At 47.4% G+C, this 17,604-nt stretch carries 16 protein-coding genes; 6 read left to right on the top strand and 10 right to left on the bottom strand.

Annotated features, from left to right (window positions below; all coding sequences use genetic code 11):
- Window positions 1-3 precede the first annotated feature (3 nt).
- The 3 genes from menB to menE all read left to right on the top strand — a co-directional run bounded on the left by menB (window position 4) and on the right by menE (window position 3,470).
- Window positions 4-870, top strand: a complete 867-nt coding sequence (menB, locus tag DI392_RS04010; protein WP_109318624.1) for a 1,4-dihydroxy-2-naphthoyl-CoA synthase — start codon at window positions 4-6, stop codon at window positions 868-870.
- Between the two features lie 149 nt (window positions 871-1,019).
- Entirely contained in the window at window positions 1,020-2,012 is a 993-nt protein-coding gene (gene menC, locus DI392_RS04005; protein ID WP_109318623.1) for an o-succinylbenzoate synthase, read from the top strand.
- A gap of 21 nt (window positions 2,013-2,033) precedes the next feature.
- Window positions 2,034-3,470: an o-succinylbenzoate--CoA ligase gene (gene menE, locus DI392_RS04000; RefSeq protein ID WP_109318622.1), complete on the top strand. Its 1,437-nt coding sequence runs from the start codon at window positions 2,034-2,036 to the stop codon at window positions 3,468-3,470.
- Window positions 3,471-3,474: 4 nt separating this feature from the next.
- On the opposite strand, the gene DI392_RS03995 is transcribed toward menE, so the two are convergent.
- Window positions 3,475-5,343, bottom strand: a complete 1,869-nt coding sequence (locus DI392_RS03995; protein ID WP_181388355.1) for an MFS transporter — start codon at window positions 5,341-5,343, stop codon at window positions 3,475-3,477.
- A 36-nt stretch (window positions 5,344-5,379) separates the two neighbouring features.
- On the bottom strand, window positions 5,380-5,973 hold the full coding sequence (locus DI392_RS03990) for a TetR/AcrR family transcriptional regulator (RefSeq protein WP_109318620.1): 594 nt from the start codon (window positions 5,971-5,973) through the stop codon (window positions 5,380-5,382).
- A 213-nt stretch (window positions 5,974-6,186) separates the two neighbouring features.
- Here DI392_RS03990 and DI392_RS03985 point away from each other — a divergent pair, with 213 nt between their 5' ends.
- A complete protein-coding gene (locus DI392_RS03985; protein WP_109318619.1) occupies window positions 6,187-7,050 on the top strand; it encodes a Tim44 domain-containing protein in 864 nt (287 codons plus the stop codon).
- Between the two features lie 105 nt (window positions 7,051-7,155).
- Here DI392_RS03985 and pta read toward each other — a convergent pair whose 3' ends face one another.
- On the bottom strand, window positions 7,156-9,294 hold the full coding sequence (pta, locus tag DI392_RS03980; RefSeq protein WP_109318618.1) for a phosphate acetyltransferase: 2,139 nt from the start codon (window positions 9,292-9,294) through the stop codon (window positions 7,156-7,158).
- A gap of 112 nt (window positions 9,295-9,406) precedes the next feature.
- Window positions 9,407-10,603 carry an acetate kinase gene (locus DI392_RS03975; protein ID WP_109318617.1) on the bottom strand — a complete coding sequence of 399 codons (1,197 nt, stop codon included), beginning with the start codon at window positions 10,601-10,603 and terminating at the stop codon, window positions 9,407-9,409.
- Between the two features lie 342 nt (window positions 10,604-10,945).
- Between DI392_RS03975 and yfbV the strand changes: the two genes are divergently transcribed.
- Window positions 10,946-11,398, top strand: coding sequence for a terminus macrodomain insulation protein YfbV (yfbV, locus tag DI392_RS03970; protein WP_109318616.1), 453 nt, complete (start codon window positions 10,946-10,948; stop codon window positions 11,396-11,398).
- Between the two features lie 607 nt (window positions 11,399-12,005).
- Here the strand turns inward: yfbV and DI392_RS03965 are convergent.
- Both DI392_RS03965 and argS read right to left on the bottom strand, forming a co-directional pair.
- Window positions 12,006-12,431, bottom strand: a complete 426-nt coding sequence (locus DI392_RS03965) for an HIT domain-containing protein (protein WP_109318615.1) — start codon at window positions 12,429-12,431, stop codon at window positions 12,006-12,008.
- A 53-nt stretch (window positions 12,432-12,484) separates the two neighbouring features.
- Window positions 12,485-14,218: an arginine--tRNA ligase gene (gene argS, locus DI392_RS03960; RefSeq protein ID WP_109318614.1), complete on the bottom strand. Its 1,734-nt coding sequence runs from the start codon at window positions 14,216-14,218 to the stop codon at window positions 12,485-12,487.
- 235 nt (window positions 14,219-14,453) lie between these two features.
- Between argS and DI392_RS03955 the strand changes: the two genes are divergently transcribed.
- Entirely contained in the window at window positions 14,454-15,053 is a 600-nt protein-coding gene (locus DI392_RS03955) for a VOC family protein (RefSeq protein ID WP_109319017.1), read from the top strand.
- Window positions 15,054-15,131: 78 nt separating this feature from the next.
- Here the strand turns inward: DI392_RS03955 and gloA are convergent, their stop codons facing one another.
- The 4 genes from gloA to rsxG all read right to left on the bottom strand — a co-directional run bounded on the left by gloA (window position 15,132) and on the right by rsxG (window position 17,599).
- A complete protein-coding gene (gene gloA / locus DI392_RS03950) occupies window positions 15,132-15,548 on the bottom strand; it encodes a lactoylglutathione lyase (protein WP_109318613.1) in 417 nt (138 codons plus the stop codon).
- 22 nt (window positions 15,549-15,570) lie between these two features.
- The gene (gene nth, locus DI392_RS03945) at window positions 15,571-16,212 is read right to left on the bottom strand and encodes an endonuclease III (protein ID WP_109318612.1); all 642 of its coding nucleotides are present in this window, start codon (window positions 16,210-16,212) and stop codon (window positions 15,571-15,573) included.
- A gap of 65 nt (window positions 16,213-16,277) precedes the next feature.
- Window positions 16,278-16,964: an electron transport complex subunit E gene (locus tag DI392_RS03940; RefSeq protein WP_425445676.1), complete on the bottom strand. Its 687-nt coding sequence runs from the start codon at window positions 16,962-16,964 to the stop codon at window positions 16,278-16,280.
- Window positions 16,964-17,599 carry an electron transport complex subunit RsxG gene (gene rsxG, locus DI392_RS03935; RefSeq protein WP_109318610.1) on the bottom strand — a complete coding sequence of 212 codons (636 nt, stop codon included), beginning with the start codon at window positions 17,597-17,599 and terminating at the stop codon, window positions 16,964-16,966. Before rsxG ends, DI392_RS03940 begins: the two co-directional genes overlap by 1 nt.
- Between the last annotated feature and the right edge of the window lie 5 nt (window positions 17,600-17,604).

Here is a 17,604-nt window from a genome sequence, read left to right as displayed (position 1 = left end):
ACCATGGCAAGAACCGTTGGAATTACTGAAGAAGAATTGTATGCACCGGTAAACTGGAGTGACTGTAGCTCCGGTTACGAAGATATTCATTACCACAAATCTGAAGATGGAATCGCGAAGATCACCATCGCCCGCCCCCAGGTGCGCAATGCGTTCCGCCCCCAGACCGTTAATGAGATGCTGAAAGCACTGGCCGATGCTCGTTATGACGAGAAAGTCGGTGTGATTATTCTGACCGGGCTGGGTGAAGATGCCTTCTGTTCCGGTGGTGATCAAAAGATCCGTGGCGACTACGGTGGCTATCGGGATGATGAAGGCACCCACCATCTGAATGTTCTGGACTTCCAGCGTCAGATCCGTACCTGTCCAAAACCCGTGATTGCTTCTGTTGCCGGTTATGCGGTGGGTGGCGGTCATGTACTGCATATGATGTGTGACCTGACCATTGCGGCTGAGAATGCGCAGTTCGGTCAGACCGGGCCCAAAGTAGGCTCGTTTGATGGTGGCTGGGGCGCATCTTATATGGCTCGTATCGTTGGTCAGAAGAAAGCCCGTGAAATCTGGTTCTTATGCCGCTTCTACGATGCTCAGGAAGCGCTGGATATGGGGCTGGTGAATACGGTTGTACCGGTTAAAGATCTGGAAAAAGAGACCATTCGCTGGAGTCGTGAAGTGCTGCAGCATAGCCCGATGGCTCTGCGCTGTCTGAAAGCTGCGTTAAATGCTGACTGTGACGGTCAGGCCGGTCTGCAGGAACTGGCGGGTAACGCCACCATGTTGTTCTATATGACGGAAGAAGGTCAGGAAGGCCGTAACTCATTCAACGAAAAACGTCGTCCGGACTTTTCTAAGTTTCCGAGGAATCCATAAAGAATAAGAATACAGAGCGGCCGCTAGCGTCCTTAAGATTACAGAAGTTCAACTGGTTTTGCTTTTTTGTATTCTCAAAGCGAAGCGCTCTGTATTCGGTGTTACTTCAGAACATACCCTACAAAATAAAAATCAAGAGAAATATTACCATGCGTCAAGCAAAACTATACCGTTACCGACTCCCCATGGATAGCGGCTTTGTCTTACGTGACAATAAACTTACTGAACGTGAAGGATGGATTGTTGAGCTAACTCAGGATGGCCAGACCGGCTATGGTGAAATCGCGCCGTTACCTGGTTTTAGCGTTGAAACCGCCGAGGAGGCAGGGCTACAGGCTCAGCTCCAACTGGAGTTGTGGGTGAAAGGAACGGAATTTACCTACGATGAACAATACCCTTCGGTTGCCTTTGCTCTGTCTATGGCGGTTTGTGAGCTCAAAGGTGAGTTACCTCAAGAAGGGAATTACTTTGCCGCGCCGCTCTGTACCGGTGATCCGGATGGTATGATGCCATTACTGAATATGATCCCGAGTGAGCGTAAAGTTGCTAAAGTTAAGGTAGGGATGTACGAGCCTATCCGAGATGGCATGATCGTCAACCTGTTTCTGGAAAGTATGCCGGAACTCATGTTACGACTGGATTCCAACCGAAGCTGGACTGCTGAGCAGGCGAGTAAATTTGCCAGTTATATTAACCCGTCATTCCGTCACCGGATAGAATACCTGGAAGAGCCGTGTAAAGAACCGGGCAAGAGCTTTTCATTTGCTATTGAGACTGGTATTGCCATCGCCTGGGATGAAACCTTACAGCAGGCTGTCAGGGAACCAGGTTTTGACCTGACAGAGTTAACCGGGGCAAAAGTGATTGTTATCAAGCCCACATTGATTGGTTCGGTACCGCGTTGTATCTCCCTGATTGAGCAGGCGAACCGGCAGGGTATGGGCGTCGTGATCAGTTCTTCTATTGAATCCAGTCTGGCACTCAATCAACTGGCGCGGCTGGCCAAATGGCAGACACCGGATCAGGTTCCGGGGCTGGATACCATGCGTTTTTATCAGGCTCAGCTGGAAGTTACGTGGCCAGGGTGTGAACTTCCGGTGCAGTCATTGGCAGATCAGGAGCTGGTCTGGAGTAGTCATTAGATTAACGGGCAGGCAGGTGTGATGGATTATTCTTTGTATCGTCTAGTGAAAAAATGGGCTTCGGACAGGCCTGAGGACATTGCACTCAGCAGTGTTGGTTCCAGCATCTCATGGGCGCAACTGGACGATGCTGTGCATAATATGAGTCAGTGCCTGCGTGAACAGGACATAAGCCGCGGCGATGTGATTGCCGCAGTATCGAAAAATTCCGTAGAACTCTTACTCTTGTATCTTGCCTGTCTGAATATCGGGGCATTATGTGCTTTGCTGGCACCTCAGCCTTTTACCCGCCTGGAGGCTAAGCTGAAGGTCTTAGGTACAGACAAAGTATGGCTGGGTAAGGGACATGGGAAGGTACTGGAGAATATGACCTCGCAGCAGAAATCGGTGTTCTCCAGTTTGTGTTCGGTTGATCTTTCTACCTCTTTTTTCCGTCATATTGACTGGGGAGAGGAGTATCAGGACCATCCTCTGGATCTGGCCAGCATCGTGTTTACCTCTGGATCAACTGCAGAACCTAAGGCTGTTGCTCACAGCGCGGCCCAGCATATTGCTTCTGCGGACGGGTTGTTACAGAAACTGCGCTTTACCCAAACGGATAGCTGGCTGTTAAGTTTACCCATGTACCATGTATCAGGACTGGCGATTGTCTGGCGCTGGCTGTTCACTGGAGCAAAGCTGATCATTGGTGAAGGGAAAGATTTGCAGGCGGATCTGCAGGGAGCCACACATGCCTCTCTCGTTCCGACTCAGTTGCAGCGGTTGCTTGAAAAAGGGGTGAAACTGCCTCTGACTCATGTCCTGCTGGGCGGAGCGCGTATTCCCGTCAGCCTCGCTCAGGAAGCCCGCCAGCAGGGTATTGAAACCTGGCTGGGTTATGGCATGACAGAGTCAGCCTCAACAGTGACGGCTAAACAGGTAGATGGCAAAGAAGGTGTTGGGGATATTCTGCCCAACCGTGATTTGAAAGTTGATGGTAAGTATATCTATATTGGCGGCAAGACACTGGCATCGGGCTATTATAAGCAGGGTAAGCTGACACCACTGACCCAGAACGGCTGGTTTAATACCCGGGATTTGGGAGACTGGCAGGATGGTGAGCTCAAAATTCTGGGGCGGGAAGATAACCTTTTTGTGTCCGGTGGAGAGAATATCCACTGTGAGTCGATAGAAAGGGTACTTAACGAGTTATCTGACATTCGTTATTCCGTCGTGATCCCTGTCGCTGACAGTGAGTTTGGTGCTCGTCCGGTAGCGGTACTGGCCTGTGAAAGAATGCCAGAGAAGCTGTATCTGGAAAATCATCTGGCCGGTAAGCTGGAAAAATATAAATGGCCGATTGCTTATTACCTGATGCCAGATGAACTGATGGCAAGTGAGGGGATTAAGGCCCCCCGGCAGGCGGTTAACCAGTGGTTTTTTGATAACCATCGCTATTTCAGCCGGGTTAAGGCCTGAACGCTTAACGAAAGTCGCCCCTGAGCCGGGCGACTTTTTTCTGCATAATGTCTGCGGTAGCCTGTTTCGGGTCAACTGGAGCACCCGCTTCAATCTCTAATTTAGACCAGAAACGTTCGGGGAGTCCTTTGCAGGCGCGTCCCTTATAACGGCTGAAATAGCTGCCCCATAATCCTTTCAGGGCCATAGGAATGACAGGTACAGGGGAGCGCCGCAGGATAATATCCATACCACGCATAAATTCGTTCATCTCACCATCAGAGGTTAAGCGTCCTTCCGGGAAAATGCAGACAAGGTGTCCGTCATGCAGGGCCTGTTCCACTTCTGTAAAGGCTCGCCGTATCGAACGGTTGTTGTCCTGCGCAATTGGTATTACCCCGGCTCGTTTCAGGAAACGGCGCAGAGGCGGCAGGTTTGCATACTCTTCTTCCATCACAAAACGGATCAGTCTAGGGCACACCGCGCTCAGAAGAAGCGCATCCATATAGCTGACATGGTTACACACGATAAGCGCTCCTCCTTCTTCAGGGAGGTGATGCAGGTTTTTGTGCGTCACCCGGTACATAGTATGAGTGAGAAACCAGACCAGAAAACGGGTGACAAATATGGGGGCCTGAAAAAACAGATAGACAGCCATGATCAGATTCAGCACAGCAAGTAGTACAAACAGCTCGGGAATCGACATCTTTAGAACAGAAAGAGTGACGATACCAAGCAGCGCACTGCCGACCATAAATAACGCATTGTAAATATTATTGGCTGCGATTACCTGTGAGCGTTCCGTCGCCTTCGCTCTTTGCTGAAGGAGCGTGTAGAGAGGGACAATAAATACGCCTCCTGAAGCCCCGAGTAAGAGCAGGCTGGCGAATACCGGCCAAAGAGAAGGAAAGACAATGAACTGGGTAAACGTGGTGAACTCTGGCAGTTGTTCCGGTATGGATAATGGCATCAGTGCACCGAAAATGGTGATAAAAAAACTGCCGATGGGTACCAGGCCATATTCGATTCTGTGGTTGGATAGTTTGGCGCACAACAGGGAGCCAAGGGCGATACCGATAGAAAATAGCGCCAATAAGAAAGAGACGGCACTCTCGCTTCCGTTCAGGTGAAGGTGAGTAAAGTTAGGGAACTGCGTAAGATAACAGGCTCCCAGAAACCAGAACCAGCTGATGGCCATAATTGCCTGCTGAATGATCCTGTCACTTCTGGCGATGGACAGCGTATGTCTGGTATGCCGTATTGGCCTCCAGCGAACGCTGGCTTTGGGATCAGCAGCCGGTGTCAGAGGAATATAGCGGCTGGCCAGGTAGCCGGTAAGGGCAAACAGTACGACGGCTGCGGCTGCTATGGTGACCGAATGTTCGTGCGAGGCGATAATTCCGGCCCCGATGGTACCAAGTAAAATCGCCAGGAAAGTCCCGGTTTCGACCAGTGCATTACCGGACACCAGCTCACGTTGGTTGAGGTGCTGTGGCAGCAAAGCGTATTTGACCGGGCCAAAGAAGGCTGACTGGGTGCCCATCAGAAACAGTAGCAACAACAGGGTCAGGTAGCTATGGGTGAGAAACCCGATAGCCCCAAGTATCATGATACCGATTTCTGCCTGTTTGACCCGGCGGATAAACCAGTCTTTATCATATTTATCGGCCAGAGCTCCGGCAGTCGCTGAAAACAGGAAAAACGGCAGAATAAACAACCCGGCAGCCAGGTTGATAAACAGATTAGAAGACACAGGAAGCGTATCGGTGGCCGCGAACGCAACAAACAGCAGTAGGATATTTTTAAAGATATTGTCGTTAAATGCCCCGAAGAACTGGGTGATAAAATAGGGCAGAAAACGTCGCTGGGTGAGTAGAGAAGCTTCAGTAGACATAATGACTGTACCCGAATGAGATGAGAGCCCGCATTATTATTGCCAGGTTTCCAGGTAGTTGTCCAAGAGGTTAGCGATCAACTGCCGGCCATCGACAGGCGTGGAGGCATAAAACATATCATCAACACTCAACAGGGTTATCCCATGTACACCAGCCCACAGTACCCGGCTGGCTTCCAGGCGCTCCTGCTCTGAGCGTAATGGTGCCAGTTGTTCTAATATGTTTTCCAGCATGCTGGTCATTTGGCTAATGCGTTCAGTTTGCCACTCAGGCAGAGACTCCCCGTTCATACTGTGTTGAAAAATTAACTGCCATCGGTAAAGGTTCTGCTTGGCAAAGTCATGATAACACCAGGCTAGTTCATACAAAGCCTGTTTCGGTGTCTGTACCGGTTCTAACGCGGTGACAGATTCTGCCTGTAGCTCATCAACGGTCTGAGCAACGACACGTAACAATAGTAGGTTGTAGCTGCCGAATATGTTCACCAGCGTACTGGGTACATAACCAATCATCCCTGCAATTTTCCGCAGGCTAAGCTCGTGATGAGGGTGGTCGGTAAGAAACTCTTTTACGGTGCTCAGTGTCAGCGCTATAAGTTCTTCCCGGGTATGATCGTTTCTGCGTGCCATGATGAGTTATTTTAAATGGTTAGTTGCATTAAATGAACAATGTTCAAATTGTATTGGGGGATGCGAACAGCGTCAAGATAGCAGAAGAGTCAATGCTCTATTAGTGATAGGTTTAACAGTATAAATAATTATTAATTATGCTATATGTGGGGTGTGATAAGTCAGCAGATAACGGTAAGATGATTGTGTCAATACTGTGTAAAAAGGAAGAAGATGAAACGTATTTTTGCAATCGTTGCACTGTTAATGTTGTCAGTGGCGGTTACACCAGTCGCAGAAGCCAAAAGGTTCGGAGGGGGGAAATCTTTCGGTAAGCTGTTTAAGACGGCTCCAGCCCCTAAACAAAAAGCGACTAACACCAGTTCAATTAACAAACAGCCAACAGCGTCTCAGACGAACAGACGGGGTCTGATGGGAGGACTTCTTGGAGGTTTGCTTGCAGGTGGTCTGCTGGCTGCTTTCTTTGGCGGTGCTTTTAACGGTATCCAGTTTATGGATATTTTAATTATTGGTCTTATCGCTTATTTCATCTTTAAGTTTATGCGCGGTATGCTGGGTGCTAAAGCGGGTAGCATGAACCAGCGGCAGGGGTATGCCTACACGGGCTCTGAACAGTTCGAAACAAGCCAGCCGAATTTCCAGAATGTCGATCAGCCTCAGTCTGCGGGCTTTGGCGCTACCGGGCATAGTGATGTGCCGCATAACACTCCGCCGGGCTTTGATCACACCGCTTTCATTGACGGTGCGCGGGAACACTACCGTATTATTCAGGGTGCCTGGAACTATAACGAACTGCACACCATTCAGGAATACGTATCGACTGAGCTGTTTGAACAGTTAAAAGAAGAGCGGGCCCAGTTACAAGGCGAGCAGCACACGGATGTGATGTATATCGACGCTGAGATTGTGCGTGCAGACTATGATGCTTCACATGCGCAGCTAAGCCTGCAGTTTAAAGGTCGCTACAGAGATGCCGTTGAAGGTGTTGAAGAGGATATCGATGATACCTGGCATCTGGAGCGTGATCTGACTATTCCGAATGCTCCATGGTTGATTGTAGGTATTCAGGGTTCGTAACGAAACTAGAGGCTAGATCGCTACGCTTCTAGAGACTATACAAACAGACAGATACAAAAAAGCCTATTAACTTTGTAATTGTTAATAGGCTTTTATTTTTCTAGTTTATTCAGCTTGTGCAGCCTGAATCGCTGTCAGAGCAACGGTGTAGACGATGTCGTCAACCAGAGCACCACGAGACAGGTCGTTTACAGGCTTGCGCATACCTTGCAGCATTGGACCGATGGAAACCAGGTCCGCTGAACGCTGTACCGCTTTATAAGTGGTGTTACCAGTGTTCAGATCAGGGAATACGAATACCGTCGCTTTACCGGCTACAGGAGAGTTAGGTGCTTTAGAAGCAGCGACGTTTTCCATGATAGCGGCATCGTACTGAAGTGGGCCATCGATAACCAGATCAGGACGTTTAGCTTGTGCCAGCTCAGTTGCTTCACGTACTTTATCGACATCCGCACCCTTACCAGATGTACCAGTAGAGTAGGAGATCATAGCAACGCGAGGGTCGATACCGAATGCTTTTGCAGATTCAGCAGACTGGATAGCGATTTCAGCCAGTTGCTCTGCTGTTGGATCTGGGTTGATCGCACAGTCACCGTATACCAGAACCTGATCAGGCAGCAGCATAAAGAAGATAGATGATACGATAGACGTATCCGGAGCTGTCTTGATGATCTGGAACGGAGGAACGATAGTGTTTGCGGTAGTGTGAACAGCACCGGAAACCAGGCCGTCAACTTCACCATTTTCCAGCATCATGGTGCCAAGGAATACAGAGTCTTCCAGTTTTTCACGGGCAACAATTTCTGTCATGCCTTTCTTAGCACGCAGTTCAACCAGACGAGGCACATAGTTTTCACGTACTTTGGCAGAGTCGATGATATCAACGCCTGCACCCAGCTCTACACCTTGCTGCTCCGCAACACGGCGGATTTCGTCAGGGTTACCAAGAAGTACACAGTTAGCGATACCACGTTCTGCACAGATAGCCGCAGCTTTTACGGTACGAGGTTCATCACCTTCCGGTAGTACGATACGCTTACCGGCTTTACGCGCCAGCTCTGTAAGCTGGAATCGGAATGCTGGTGGGCTCAGGCGACGGATAGCCTGAGTGCTTTCTGCCAGAGAGTCGATCCATGGACCGTCAATATGGCGAGCAACGTGATCATTAACAAACTCAATACGTTGTTTATCGTCAGCAGGTACTTCAAGGCTGAAGCTCTGAAGGTTCAGAGAAGTCTGCCAGGTATTGCCTTCTGCAGAGAACACAGGAAGACCAGTATCGAATGCACGCTTACAAAGGTCAGCCACTTTGTCTGACATTTCATAGCCACCAGTCAGCAGCAGGGCACCGATTTCTACGCCGTTCATAGCAGCCAGAGCCGCTGCAACGATAACATCCGGACGGTCTGCTGAAGTTACCAGCAGTGAACCCGGCTTAAAGTGTTCAACCATATGTGGCAGAGAACGGGCACAGAAAGTGATGCTCTTGATACGACGAGTGGTTAGTTCACCTTCGTTAATCACTTCAGCTTTCAGGTGTTTCGCCATATCGATGGCACGAGTGGCAATCAGCTCGATATTCCATGGCACACAACCCAGAACCCGGATAGGGCTGGAGTTGATGATTTCCATCGCATCGATGTTAGCCTGTATTGCACTGTCAGCATCATCGAAGACTTCTGACAGGTCAGGGCGTGTACGGCCTTCTTCATCGACAGGTGCATTCAGTTTGTTGACGATAACGCCTGAAATGCTCTTGTTCTTGGTTCCGCCAAAGTTAGATACCGCAATTTCAATACGCTCTTTTAGCTGAACAGGGTTGTAAGTGCCTGGAGTCGCCACGAAAACAATCTCAGCACCAAGAGTACTGGCGATCTCGTAGTTTACCTGGTTAGCAAACGGGTGCTTACGGGTTGGGACCAGACCTTCAATCAGAGTCACAGCTGAATCATTGAGCTGATTGTAACGCTCAACGATCGTTTCCAGCAGAACGTCCATCTGTTCATTACCCAAAAGCTCTTCTGCTTTGGACATCTGAACCGGTTCAGCGGTTTTGATATTGCTGTTGGCTTCGATAATGGTGGAAGTTAGGTCAGGTTGATCGCCACCGTGACGTGGTTGGGCGATAGGCTTAAAGAACGAAACACTGACGCCTTTACGCTCCATCGCGCGAATTACACCCATACTAACACTGGTAAGACCAACACCAGCGCTAATGGGTATAAGCATGATAGTTCGGGACATTCTTAGATTACCTTCTAAATTATCCGGGGAAAAGAAAGCCCAATGGTTCTTATGAATTTTATTGGGCCCCAATACAAAACTGGCTAACTTTCGTTAGCCAGTGATTCTTTAATTAGATATTTGCTAATCGAGCTGTATCTTCTGCAATGACCAGTTCTTCGTTAGTAGAAATAACCATTGCTGGGATACGGCTGTCAGCAGAAGTGATAACGCCTTCACCACCGAAGCGAGCTTTCAGGTTTGCTTCGCCATCCAGTTCAATACCAAATACGCCCAGGCGGTTTAGTACCATTTCACGGATTGGTGCAGAGTTTTCACCGATACCGCCAGTAAATACGATAGCGTCCAGACGACCGTCAAGAGTCGACGTGTAGCCAGCCACATATTTAGCCAGACGGTGACAGAAAACATCCATCGCACGAGTCGCTTCTTCTTTCTCGCCGTAGTTGTCTTCAACAAAGCGGCAGTCAGAAGTTACGCCGGTCAGGCCAAGAAGACCAGACTCTTTAGTCAGCATCGTGTTGATTTCTTCTACAGAGTAGTTCAGTGCGTCGTGCAGGTGGAAAATGATAGCAGGGTCGATGTCACCACAACGAGTACCCATTACCAGACCTTCAAGTGGAGTCAGCCCCATAGAAGTGTCTACAGATTTACCGTTTTTGATGGCACAAACAGATGCACCGTTACCCAGGTGACAGTTAATGATGTTAACTTCATCAGCTGGTTTGCCAAGGCGCTCTGCTGCTTCACGTGCAATAAACAGGTGTGAAGTGCCGTGCATGCCGTAACGACGGATACCGTTTTCCTTATAAAGGTTATACGGAAGCGCATACAGGTAAGCTTCTTCAGGCATAGTCTGGTGGAATGCTGTGTCAAATACAGCGGCATTCTTCAGTTCAGGGAATGCTTTTTGTGCTGCTTTGATACCGATAATGTGAGCTGGGTTATGAAGAGGTGCTAGTGTTGAACAGTCTTCAATACCTTTAAGTACGTCGTCATCAATCAGTACTGATTGAGTAAATTTCTCGCCTCCGTGTACCACGCGGTGGCCGATCGCTTTCAGTTGCTCAGCAAGTTCTGGCTTAGAAGCAAGGATAGTTTCTACGATGAACTGTAGAGCTTCATCGTGCGCAGCACCTTCGCCAAGTTGTGCTTCATGCTTTCCATCCAGCTTCCACTTAATGCGAGCTTCAGGAAGGTGAAGACATTCGGCAAGACCTGTTAAATATTCATCGCCATTTACTGCATCTACAATGGCAAATTTAAGGGAGGAGCTTCCGCAGTTTAAAACTAAAACCAGCTTAGACATGTGTTGGTTACCTGTATCGTCTGAATAATTATCGAGTTGAGTGAAGAACCCTCATAAGCCTAGTGAAAATAGACTAAATGTCCCACTAAGATCCTGAGATATGTTTCAACAATCCCTATTGCTTTGCTATCACACTTTTGGTGTGATAAAGCTTATAATCCTTGCAAAGAACGTCATTAATTTGCCTAATCTAAGAATAAGGTCAACAATGACATTAAGGGCTTGCAAAGGATAACGATAATAGCCCAAGATAACAAAAAAATTTTGAGTAAATATTAACTTTTGTCAAAGTTTTTATGGTTTTTGTTGAATTATTCAACTTTTTTTTAGTGAGAGGTCGGTATGAGGAGTAACCCCGGACTGGTTCACAGTTTAAGAGATGGTCAGAAGTACATGAGCACCTGGCCAATGAGAAAAGAGTTGTCACCGATTTTCCCGGAGAACCGCATTATAAAGGCGACCAGGTTCGGTATTAAAATAATGCCGGCTGTGGCAGCCATCAGCGTGTTAACTCAGATGGTTTTTCAGAACCAGCAGGCGCTTCCACAGGCGATTGTGGTGGCATTATTTGCCATTAGTCTGCCATTGCAGGGGATTTGGTGGCTGGGAACTCGTTCTAATACACAGCTTCCTCCGGGGCTTGCTGGCTGGTATCGAGAATTGCATCAGAAAATCACTGAGTCAGGTGTCGCTTTAGAGCCGGTTAAACCGCAACCCAGATATAAAGAGTTAGCCTTAATCCTGAATCGGGCCTTTCGCCAGCTTGACCGGACTGTATTGGAGCGCTGGTTCTAAATTTAAATTGGTCTGAATTAATAAGCCAGTAGTTCTGAACTACTGGTTTTTTTATTTGTAGATAAACAAAGGCTGATTTTGGTTTGTAGATAAACGGGTAGAAAGAGAAAACAGTAAGGATAGAAGGCCGGTGGGGGTAAAAAAGGCAAAAAAAAATCGTGGTATAGCCGGGGGGACCATACCACGGGTGTCAAAGACACCTTCGCTTGCTGCCGGAGTGGCATGGCGGATGCCATACCACTTCTGGAATTCAGTAATGTGTTTCTTTTCGATGGAGAAACTATAAATGTGTTGAATGGTTTTATTTATATAAATAACGACAAGTGGATATAACAAAAACGACACTTTGTTTATGGTTTATTTAAGTTGTTGTTTTTGCTGGTTATTTTTGTTTCTCTTCAGTTTTTATTATTGGAAGTATTAAGAAGATCCCTTTCCATAGCATCTAATTTGACGGTTTTAACATGCTGGTTTTTGACGTTTTTAACGTTAAATCGGTCAGTCAGAGAGAGGTTAGAGCCGGGTTGAGATAAGGATGGTTTCAGCAGGCAAAAAAACGCTGAGTCGATGGACTCAGCGCTTTTAGTATTAAATGAAATACATAGTATCAGTACTGAAAATTATGATCTTTGGCTAATTCATCTCTTATCTGGCGGATCATAAGCGTCTGCTCTGCTTCTGTTCGTTGTTTCCCGGTCGTATTACCCCATATCGGGCCGGGCCAGGCTTCATCAGAGATATAGCGAACAATGTGGTGAACATGAAGTTGAGGCACCAGGTTACCCAATGCGCCAAAATTAAGCTTATCTGGCATAAAAAGCTTTTCCAACGCACAGTTAATTCGCTGGCTTTCCAGCAAAAACTGCTGCTGATCCTGCAAGGGCATATGGTGAATCTCACGTACACCATCAACTTTTGGTACAAGAATAACCCATGGCACGCTTGCATCTTTACTGAGTAAAGCAAGACAAAGTGGAAACTCCCCAATCAGGTCAGTATCGCTTTCAAGCCTGGGATGCAGTGTAAATGCCATAGGTTTATTCCTTAATAAGTAAAGATTCTTTATACCTGTTACCAGAGCCTGTATTACATACGATCCAGTGTATTGATACCCAGAAGCGACAGACCTTGTTTGATGGTTTTTGCTGTCAGAGCGGCCAGTTTCATTCGGCTCTGCTTAACTGATTCATCTTCCGCTACCAGAATCGGGCATGCTTCGTAGAAGCTTGAGAACTGACCAGCAAGCTCAAACAGGTATCCACACATGATATGAGGCTGGCCTTCGCTTGCGACTGACTGAACGGCTTCTTCAAATTGAAGCAGTTTGGCGATCAGGGCTTTTTCTTTTTCATCAGTAATGCTGATGTCGCCTGAAAGCTGATCCATAGGAATGCCTGCTTTGGCAAAAATAGACGCTACACGAGTATAAGCATACTGCATATATGGGGCAGTATTACCTTCAAACGCCAGCATGTTGTCCCAGTCAAAAATATAATCGGTGGTACGGTGCTTAGACAGGTCTGAATATTTTACTGATGCCATTGCAACCGTTGCAGCAATGTCTTTTTTCTCTTCTTCGGAAAGCTCTGGGTTTTTGCTGTCAATCAGCTTATAAGCGCGGTCTTCTGCTTCATCCAGCAGGTCAACCAAACGAACGGTTCCGCCTGCACGAGTCTTAAATGGACGACCATCTTTACCCAGCATCATGCCAAATGCATGGTGTTCTAGTGTCACTTCTTCAGGCACATAACCAGCTTTGCGTACGATAGTCCACGCCTGCATCAGGTGCTGGTGCTGACGTGAGTCGATAAAGTACAGAACACGGTCTGCGCCCAGTTTTTCGTAGCGGTATTTAGCACACGCAATATCCGTTGTCGTATACAGGAAGCCACCGTCACGCTTCTGGATAATAACCCCCATCGGATCGCCTTCCTTGTTTTTGTACTCATCAAGGAAAACAACCTGAGCACCATCATCTTCTGTCGCGATCCCTTTTTCTTTCAGATCAGCAACGATGCCTGGAAGCATGTCGTTGTACATACTTTCGCCCGCCAAATCGTCATTGGTCAGAGACACATTCAGGCGGTCGTAGTTACGCTGATTGGTTGTCATGGTGATATCAACCAGCTTTTTCCACATCTCATTACAGTACTGATCGCCACCCTGCAGTTTTACTACGTAATTACGTGCTTTTTCTGCGAAGACCTCATCTTCATCATACATTTTTTTCGATTCGCGATAGAAAGCCTCCAGATCGGAGATTTCCATTGATACGTCACCAGATTCCTGATGCACTCGCTCGAGGTTCGCGATAAGCATGCCAAACTGGGTACCCCAGTCACCGATATGGTTAGCCCGGATAACTTTGTTGCCCAAAAACTCAAGGGTACGAACCACCGCATCACCAATGATCGTTGAACGCAGGTGGCCGACGTGCATCTCTTTTGCAACGTTTGGTGCTGAGTAGTCAACAACGATAGTTTTTTCTTCGTCTTTTGCGACACCAAGGCGCTCGTCACTAAGTGCTGCTTCTGCCTGCTGAGCCAAAAACGCTTCGCTAAGGAAAATATTGATAAAACCTGGTCCCGCGATTTCTGTCTTGCTTGCGATACCATCAAGATCCAGAACATCCAGTACTTTCTGTGCAAATTCTCGAGGGTTCGTCCCTAGTTTTTTAGCGACACCCATTACACCATTTGCCTGATAGTCGCCAAACTGTGGTTTTGCTGATTGGCGTACAGCAGCAGGGCTTCCGGCTGGTGCTCCAGCGGCTTCTAAAGCCTGAGATACTTTGTCATTAATTAGTGCTTGGATATTCACACGCGTTTCCTTCAATTCTTCGAATTGTCTTAGTATGCAAATTGATAGATACCGGAAGGTATAAACTGGTGGGCATACTTTATCTGATCATAAAAATGGTGCTAATCATATCAATTTACAGCGCACGCTAACAGTCGGCGAAAAACGATTTTTCCTACTTTTTTTCGTGTCAGAAAAGGAATTTTGGGGCTGGGAAGGTAATATAAGCCGTTTCGTTAACAATAAGGCCAAAGTCATGAGCGAACAGTTACAGGAATACGGACTCACACCAGAACAGATGCTTGATTGTTTAGAGGCGTTTGGAGAAAGAGTGAGAGAGTTATTATCGCAACTAGGACTAGATCTTCGCTCCTGTCAGGCTGACCATATTGCATTACGCATTAATAGCCCGATGCTTGCTGAGAAAGCGCATAACGTATGGAAGACTCTGGGAAAAGAAATATCTTCAGCACATATAAACGGTAGGCCCATTATCGTGTTTAAGCTGACGAACGGTATTCATTTTGCTGACTGGTCAGTGGATTGTCTCGAGTTGCCTTATCCTGCGGAAGGGAAGATATACCCGGCCCAGGGATGGGAGCATGTCGAATTTGTTATTCACTCAAAAGCGCAGACGGCGGACGAGTATCTTGCTGATCTAAAACAACGCTTTCCAGAATTAGAGCGTAAATGGGCATCTTTGTCTGAAATGGGCATAAAGGCGAAGTTATCGAGTCCAAAAGGAGAGGCTGAACGGCTGGCAAATCCAACCGTGGCATTTAAGAAAGACGGCGTATGTATCAAACTGCATCCTCACAGTCTGGAAGAGGTTATACAGTCAGAACAAGCGGCCTGATCCCAGACAATTCCAGATTCTCGTTCCTACGCAGGAGTGTCGGAACGAGAATAATCTGGGTGTTAGCAAGCGTGAAGCCTACCCTTCCAGACCTGCTGTCGCTTGTTTATTCTGGATCAGTTCGATCATATAACCGTCAGGGTCTTTCACAAAGGCGATCTCAGTGGTGCCACCTTTTACCGGACCAGGTTCACGGGTGACATTACCACCTGCCGCCTTGATAGCATCACAGGTAGAGTAGATATCGTCGACGCCAATCGCGATATGACCAAAAGCATTACCCATATCATACTCACTGGTGCCCCAGTTGTAGGTCAGTTCAATAACGGCACCTTCTGATTCATCACCAAAACCGACAAAAGCCAGTGTATACTCGTAAGCGGCATTTTCGTTTTTTCGCAGCAGCTTCATACCCATAACGTCAGTATAAAACTCGATAGATTTGTCCAGATCACCCACGCGTAGCATGGTGTGTAATACTCTTCCGTTTGCCATGGTTTTCCCCTTTGAATTGAAATTATTCGTCCGGATAAACTTTGTCTTTATACTCACACAGATCTTCGATAATACAGCTGCCACAGCGAGGTTTTCTCGCGACGCAGGTATAACGTCCATGCAGTATCAGCCAGTGGTGTACATCCAGTTTGAATTCTTTTGGTACGACTTTTAACAGCTTTTGTTCAACGTCATCAACCGTTTTTCCCATCGCGAACTTGGTACGATTGGAAACGCGGTAAATATGGGTATCAACAGCAATCGTTGGCCAGCCAAAAGCGGTATTCAGTACGACGTTTGCTGTTTTTCTGCCGACCCCCGGTAATGCTTCCAGAGCGGTGCGATCTTCAGGAACTTCGCCGTTATACTTTTCCAGTAACATGCGGCAGGTTTTGATGACATTTTCTGCTTTAGAGTTGAACAGGCCGATGGTTTTGATGTATTCCTTAACGCCATCGACACCCAGTTCTAATAGGGTTTGTGGCGTATTCGCAACCGGATAGAGTTTATCGGTTGCTTTGTTTACGCTGACGTCTGTTGCCTGAGCCGATAATAAGACCGCAATCAGCAGCTCAAATGGGCTGTTCCAGTTGAGCTCTGTCTGCGGGTTTGGATTATGTTCTCTGAGCCGCTTGAGTATTTCGACTCGTTTTGTATTGTTCATAGTGTAATTGAGCGTGTCTGACTTTTATAAGAGTCTGAATGGTATGAGATCAGACTCTTTTTTATTTAATGAGTCACTTTAACATGCTCAACATCACTTTGCCTCTGCTTTGAGGCTGACTGTTGTAATTTGGAATCAATCACATTCTTTAATGCGATCATAAATCCCACTCCAATAAAGGCACCGGGTGGAAGCAGAGCCAGCAGAAAATTATTACTGACTTCGAATACTTCGATTCTCAGAGAGGCGGCCCAGCTTCCCAGTAATAAATCGGCACCGTCAAACAGGGTTCCATTACCCAGGATTTCACGCATAGCACCCAGTGTTACCAGTACTGAACTCATACCCATGCCCATCCAGAAGCCATCCAGAGCTGAGGGTAACGGCGCATTTTTCGAAGCGTAAGATTCTGCCCGGCCGATAATAATGCAGTTGGTTACAATCAGAGGAATAAAGATACCCAGTGACAGATACAGTCCGTAGGCGTAGGCATTCATCAGTAGCTGTACACAGGTCACCAGAGAGGCGATGATCATAACAAAGATAGGGATTCGTACTTCTTTAGGTACATACTCTCTGACCAGAGAAACCGTCAGATTGGAACCAATGAGTACTAATGTTGTTGCAATCCCCAGACCCAGGGCATTGGTAATACTGGACGATACCGCCAGCAAAGGGCACAGCCCCAGCAGCTGAACCAGCGCCGGGTTATTTTTCCACATGCCTTCTTTGATCAGATTTTTATGATCCATTATTTCTCTCCTCCACAGTTAAGTGGCTGAGCAAACAGCTGCTCACGATTCTGATTATAGAAAATCACGCTGTTTTTGACAGCCCGGACGACGGCTCTGGGCGTAATTGTTGCGCCGGTAAACTGGTCGAACTCTCCGCCGTCTTTGCGTACCTGCCATTTATCCAGATTGTCTTTGGTGACCTTTTTACCGGTAAAACTGAGAATCCAGTCAGTAATACGAATATCAATCCTGTCGCCAAGTCCTGGCGTTTCCTGATGTTCAAGTACCCGCGTTCCGGTGATGGTACCCTTATAGTCCACGCCGATAATAAGCTTAATCGCCCCGTTATAACCGTCAGGGGCAATGGCTTCAATGGCTGCGCCACTGGGGGAGCCATCGGTTCTTCTGGCGAGATACGCATGCAGAAGTTCTTGGGTTCCCAGTAGTTCACTCTGCACTAGTGTGCATGCAGAGAAGAGTTCGTTGTCATGTAACGAATGGGGAACAACCTGATTCAAGGTGGTTTTTAAACGTTCCTGTTGCTGACGCAGGATTTGATCTTGGGTCAGATAGTTGGTGACAGCTACCAACCCGGCTGACGCACAGGCAAAGATAGCTAGTATCGCCCCGTTTTTTCTGATAGCGGTAAGCATAGTCG

Origin of the sequence: Vibrio albus (assembly GCF_003144035.1) — a bacterium.
Classification (GTDB): Bacteria; Pseudomonadota; Gammaproteobacteria; order Enterobacterales; family Vibrionaceae; genus Vibrio; species Vibrio albus.
The sequence above is the reverse complement of the archived record's forward strand: the minus strand, read 5'-3'. Positions and strand labels throughout refer to the sequence as shown.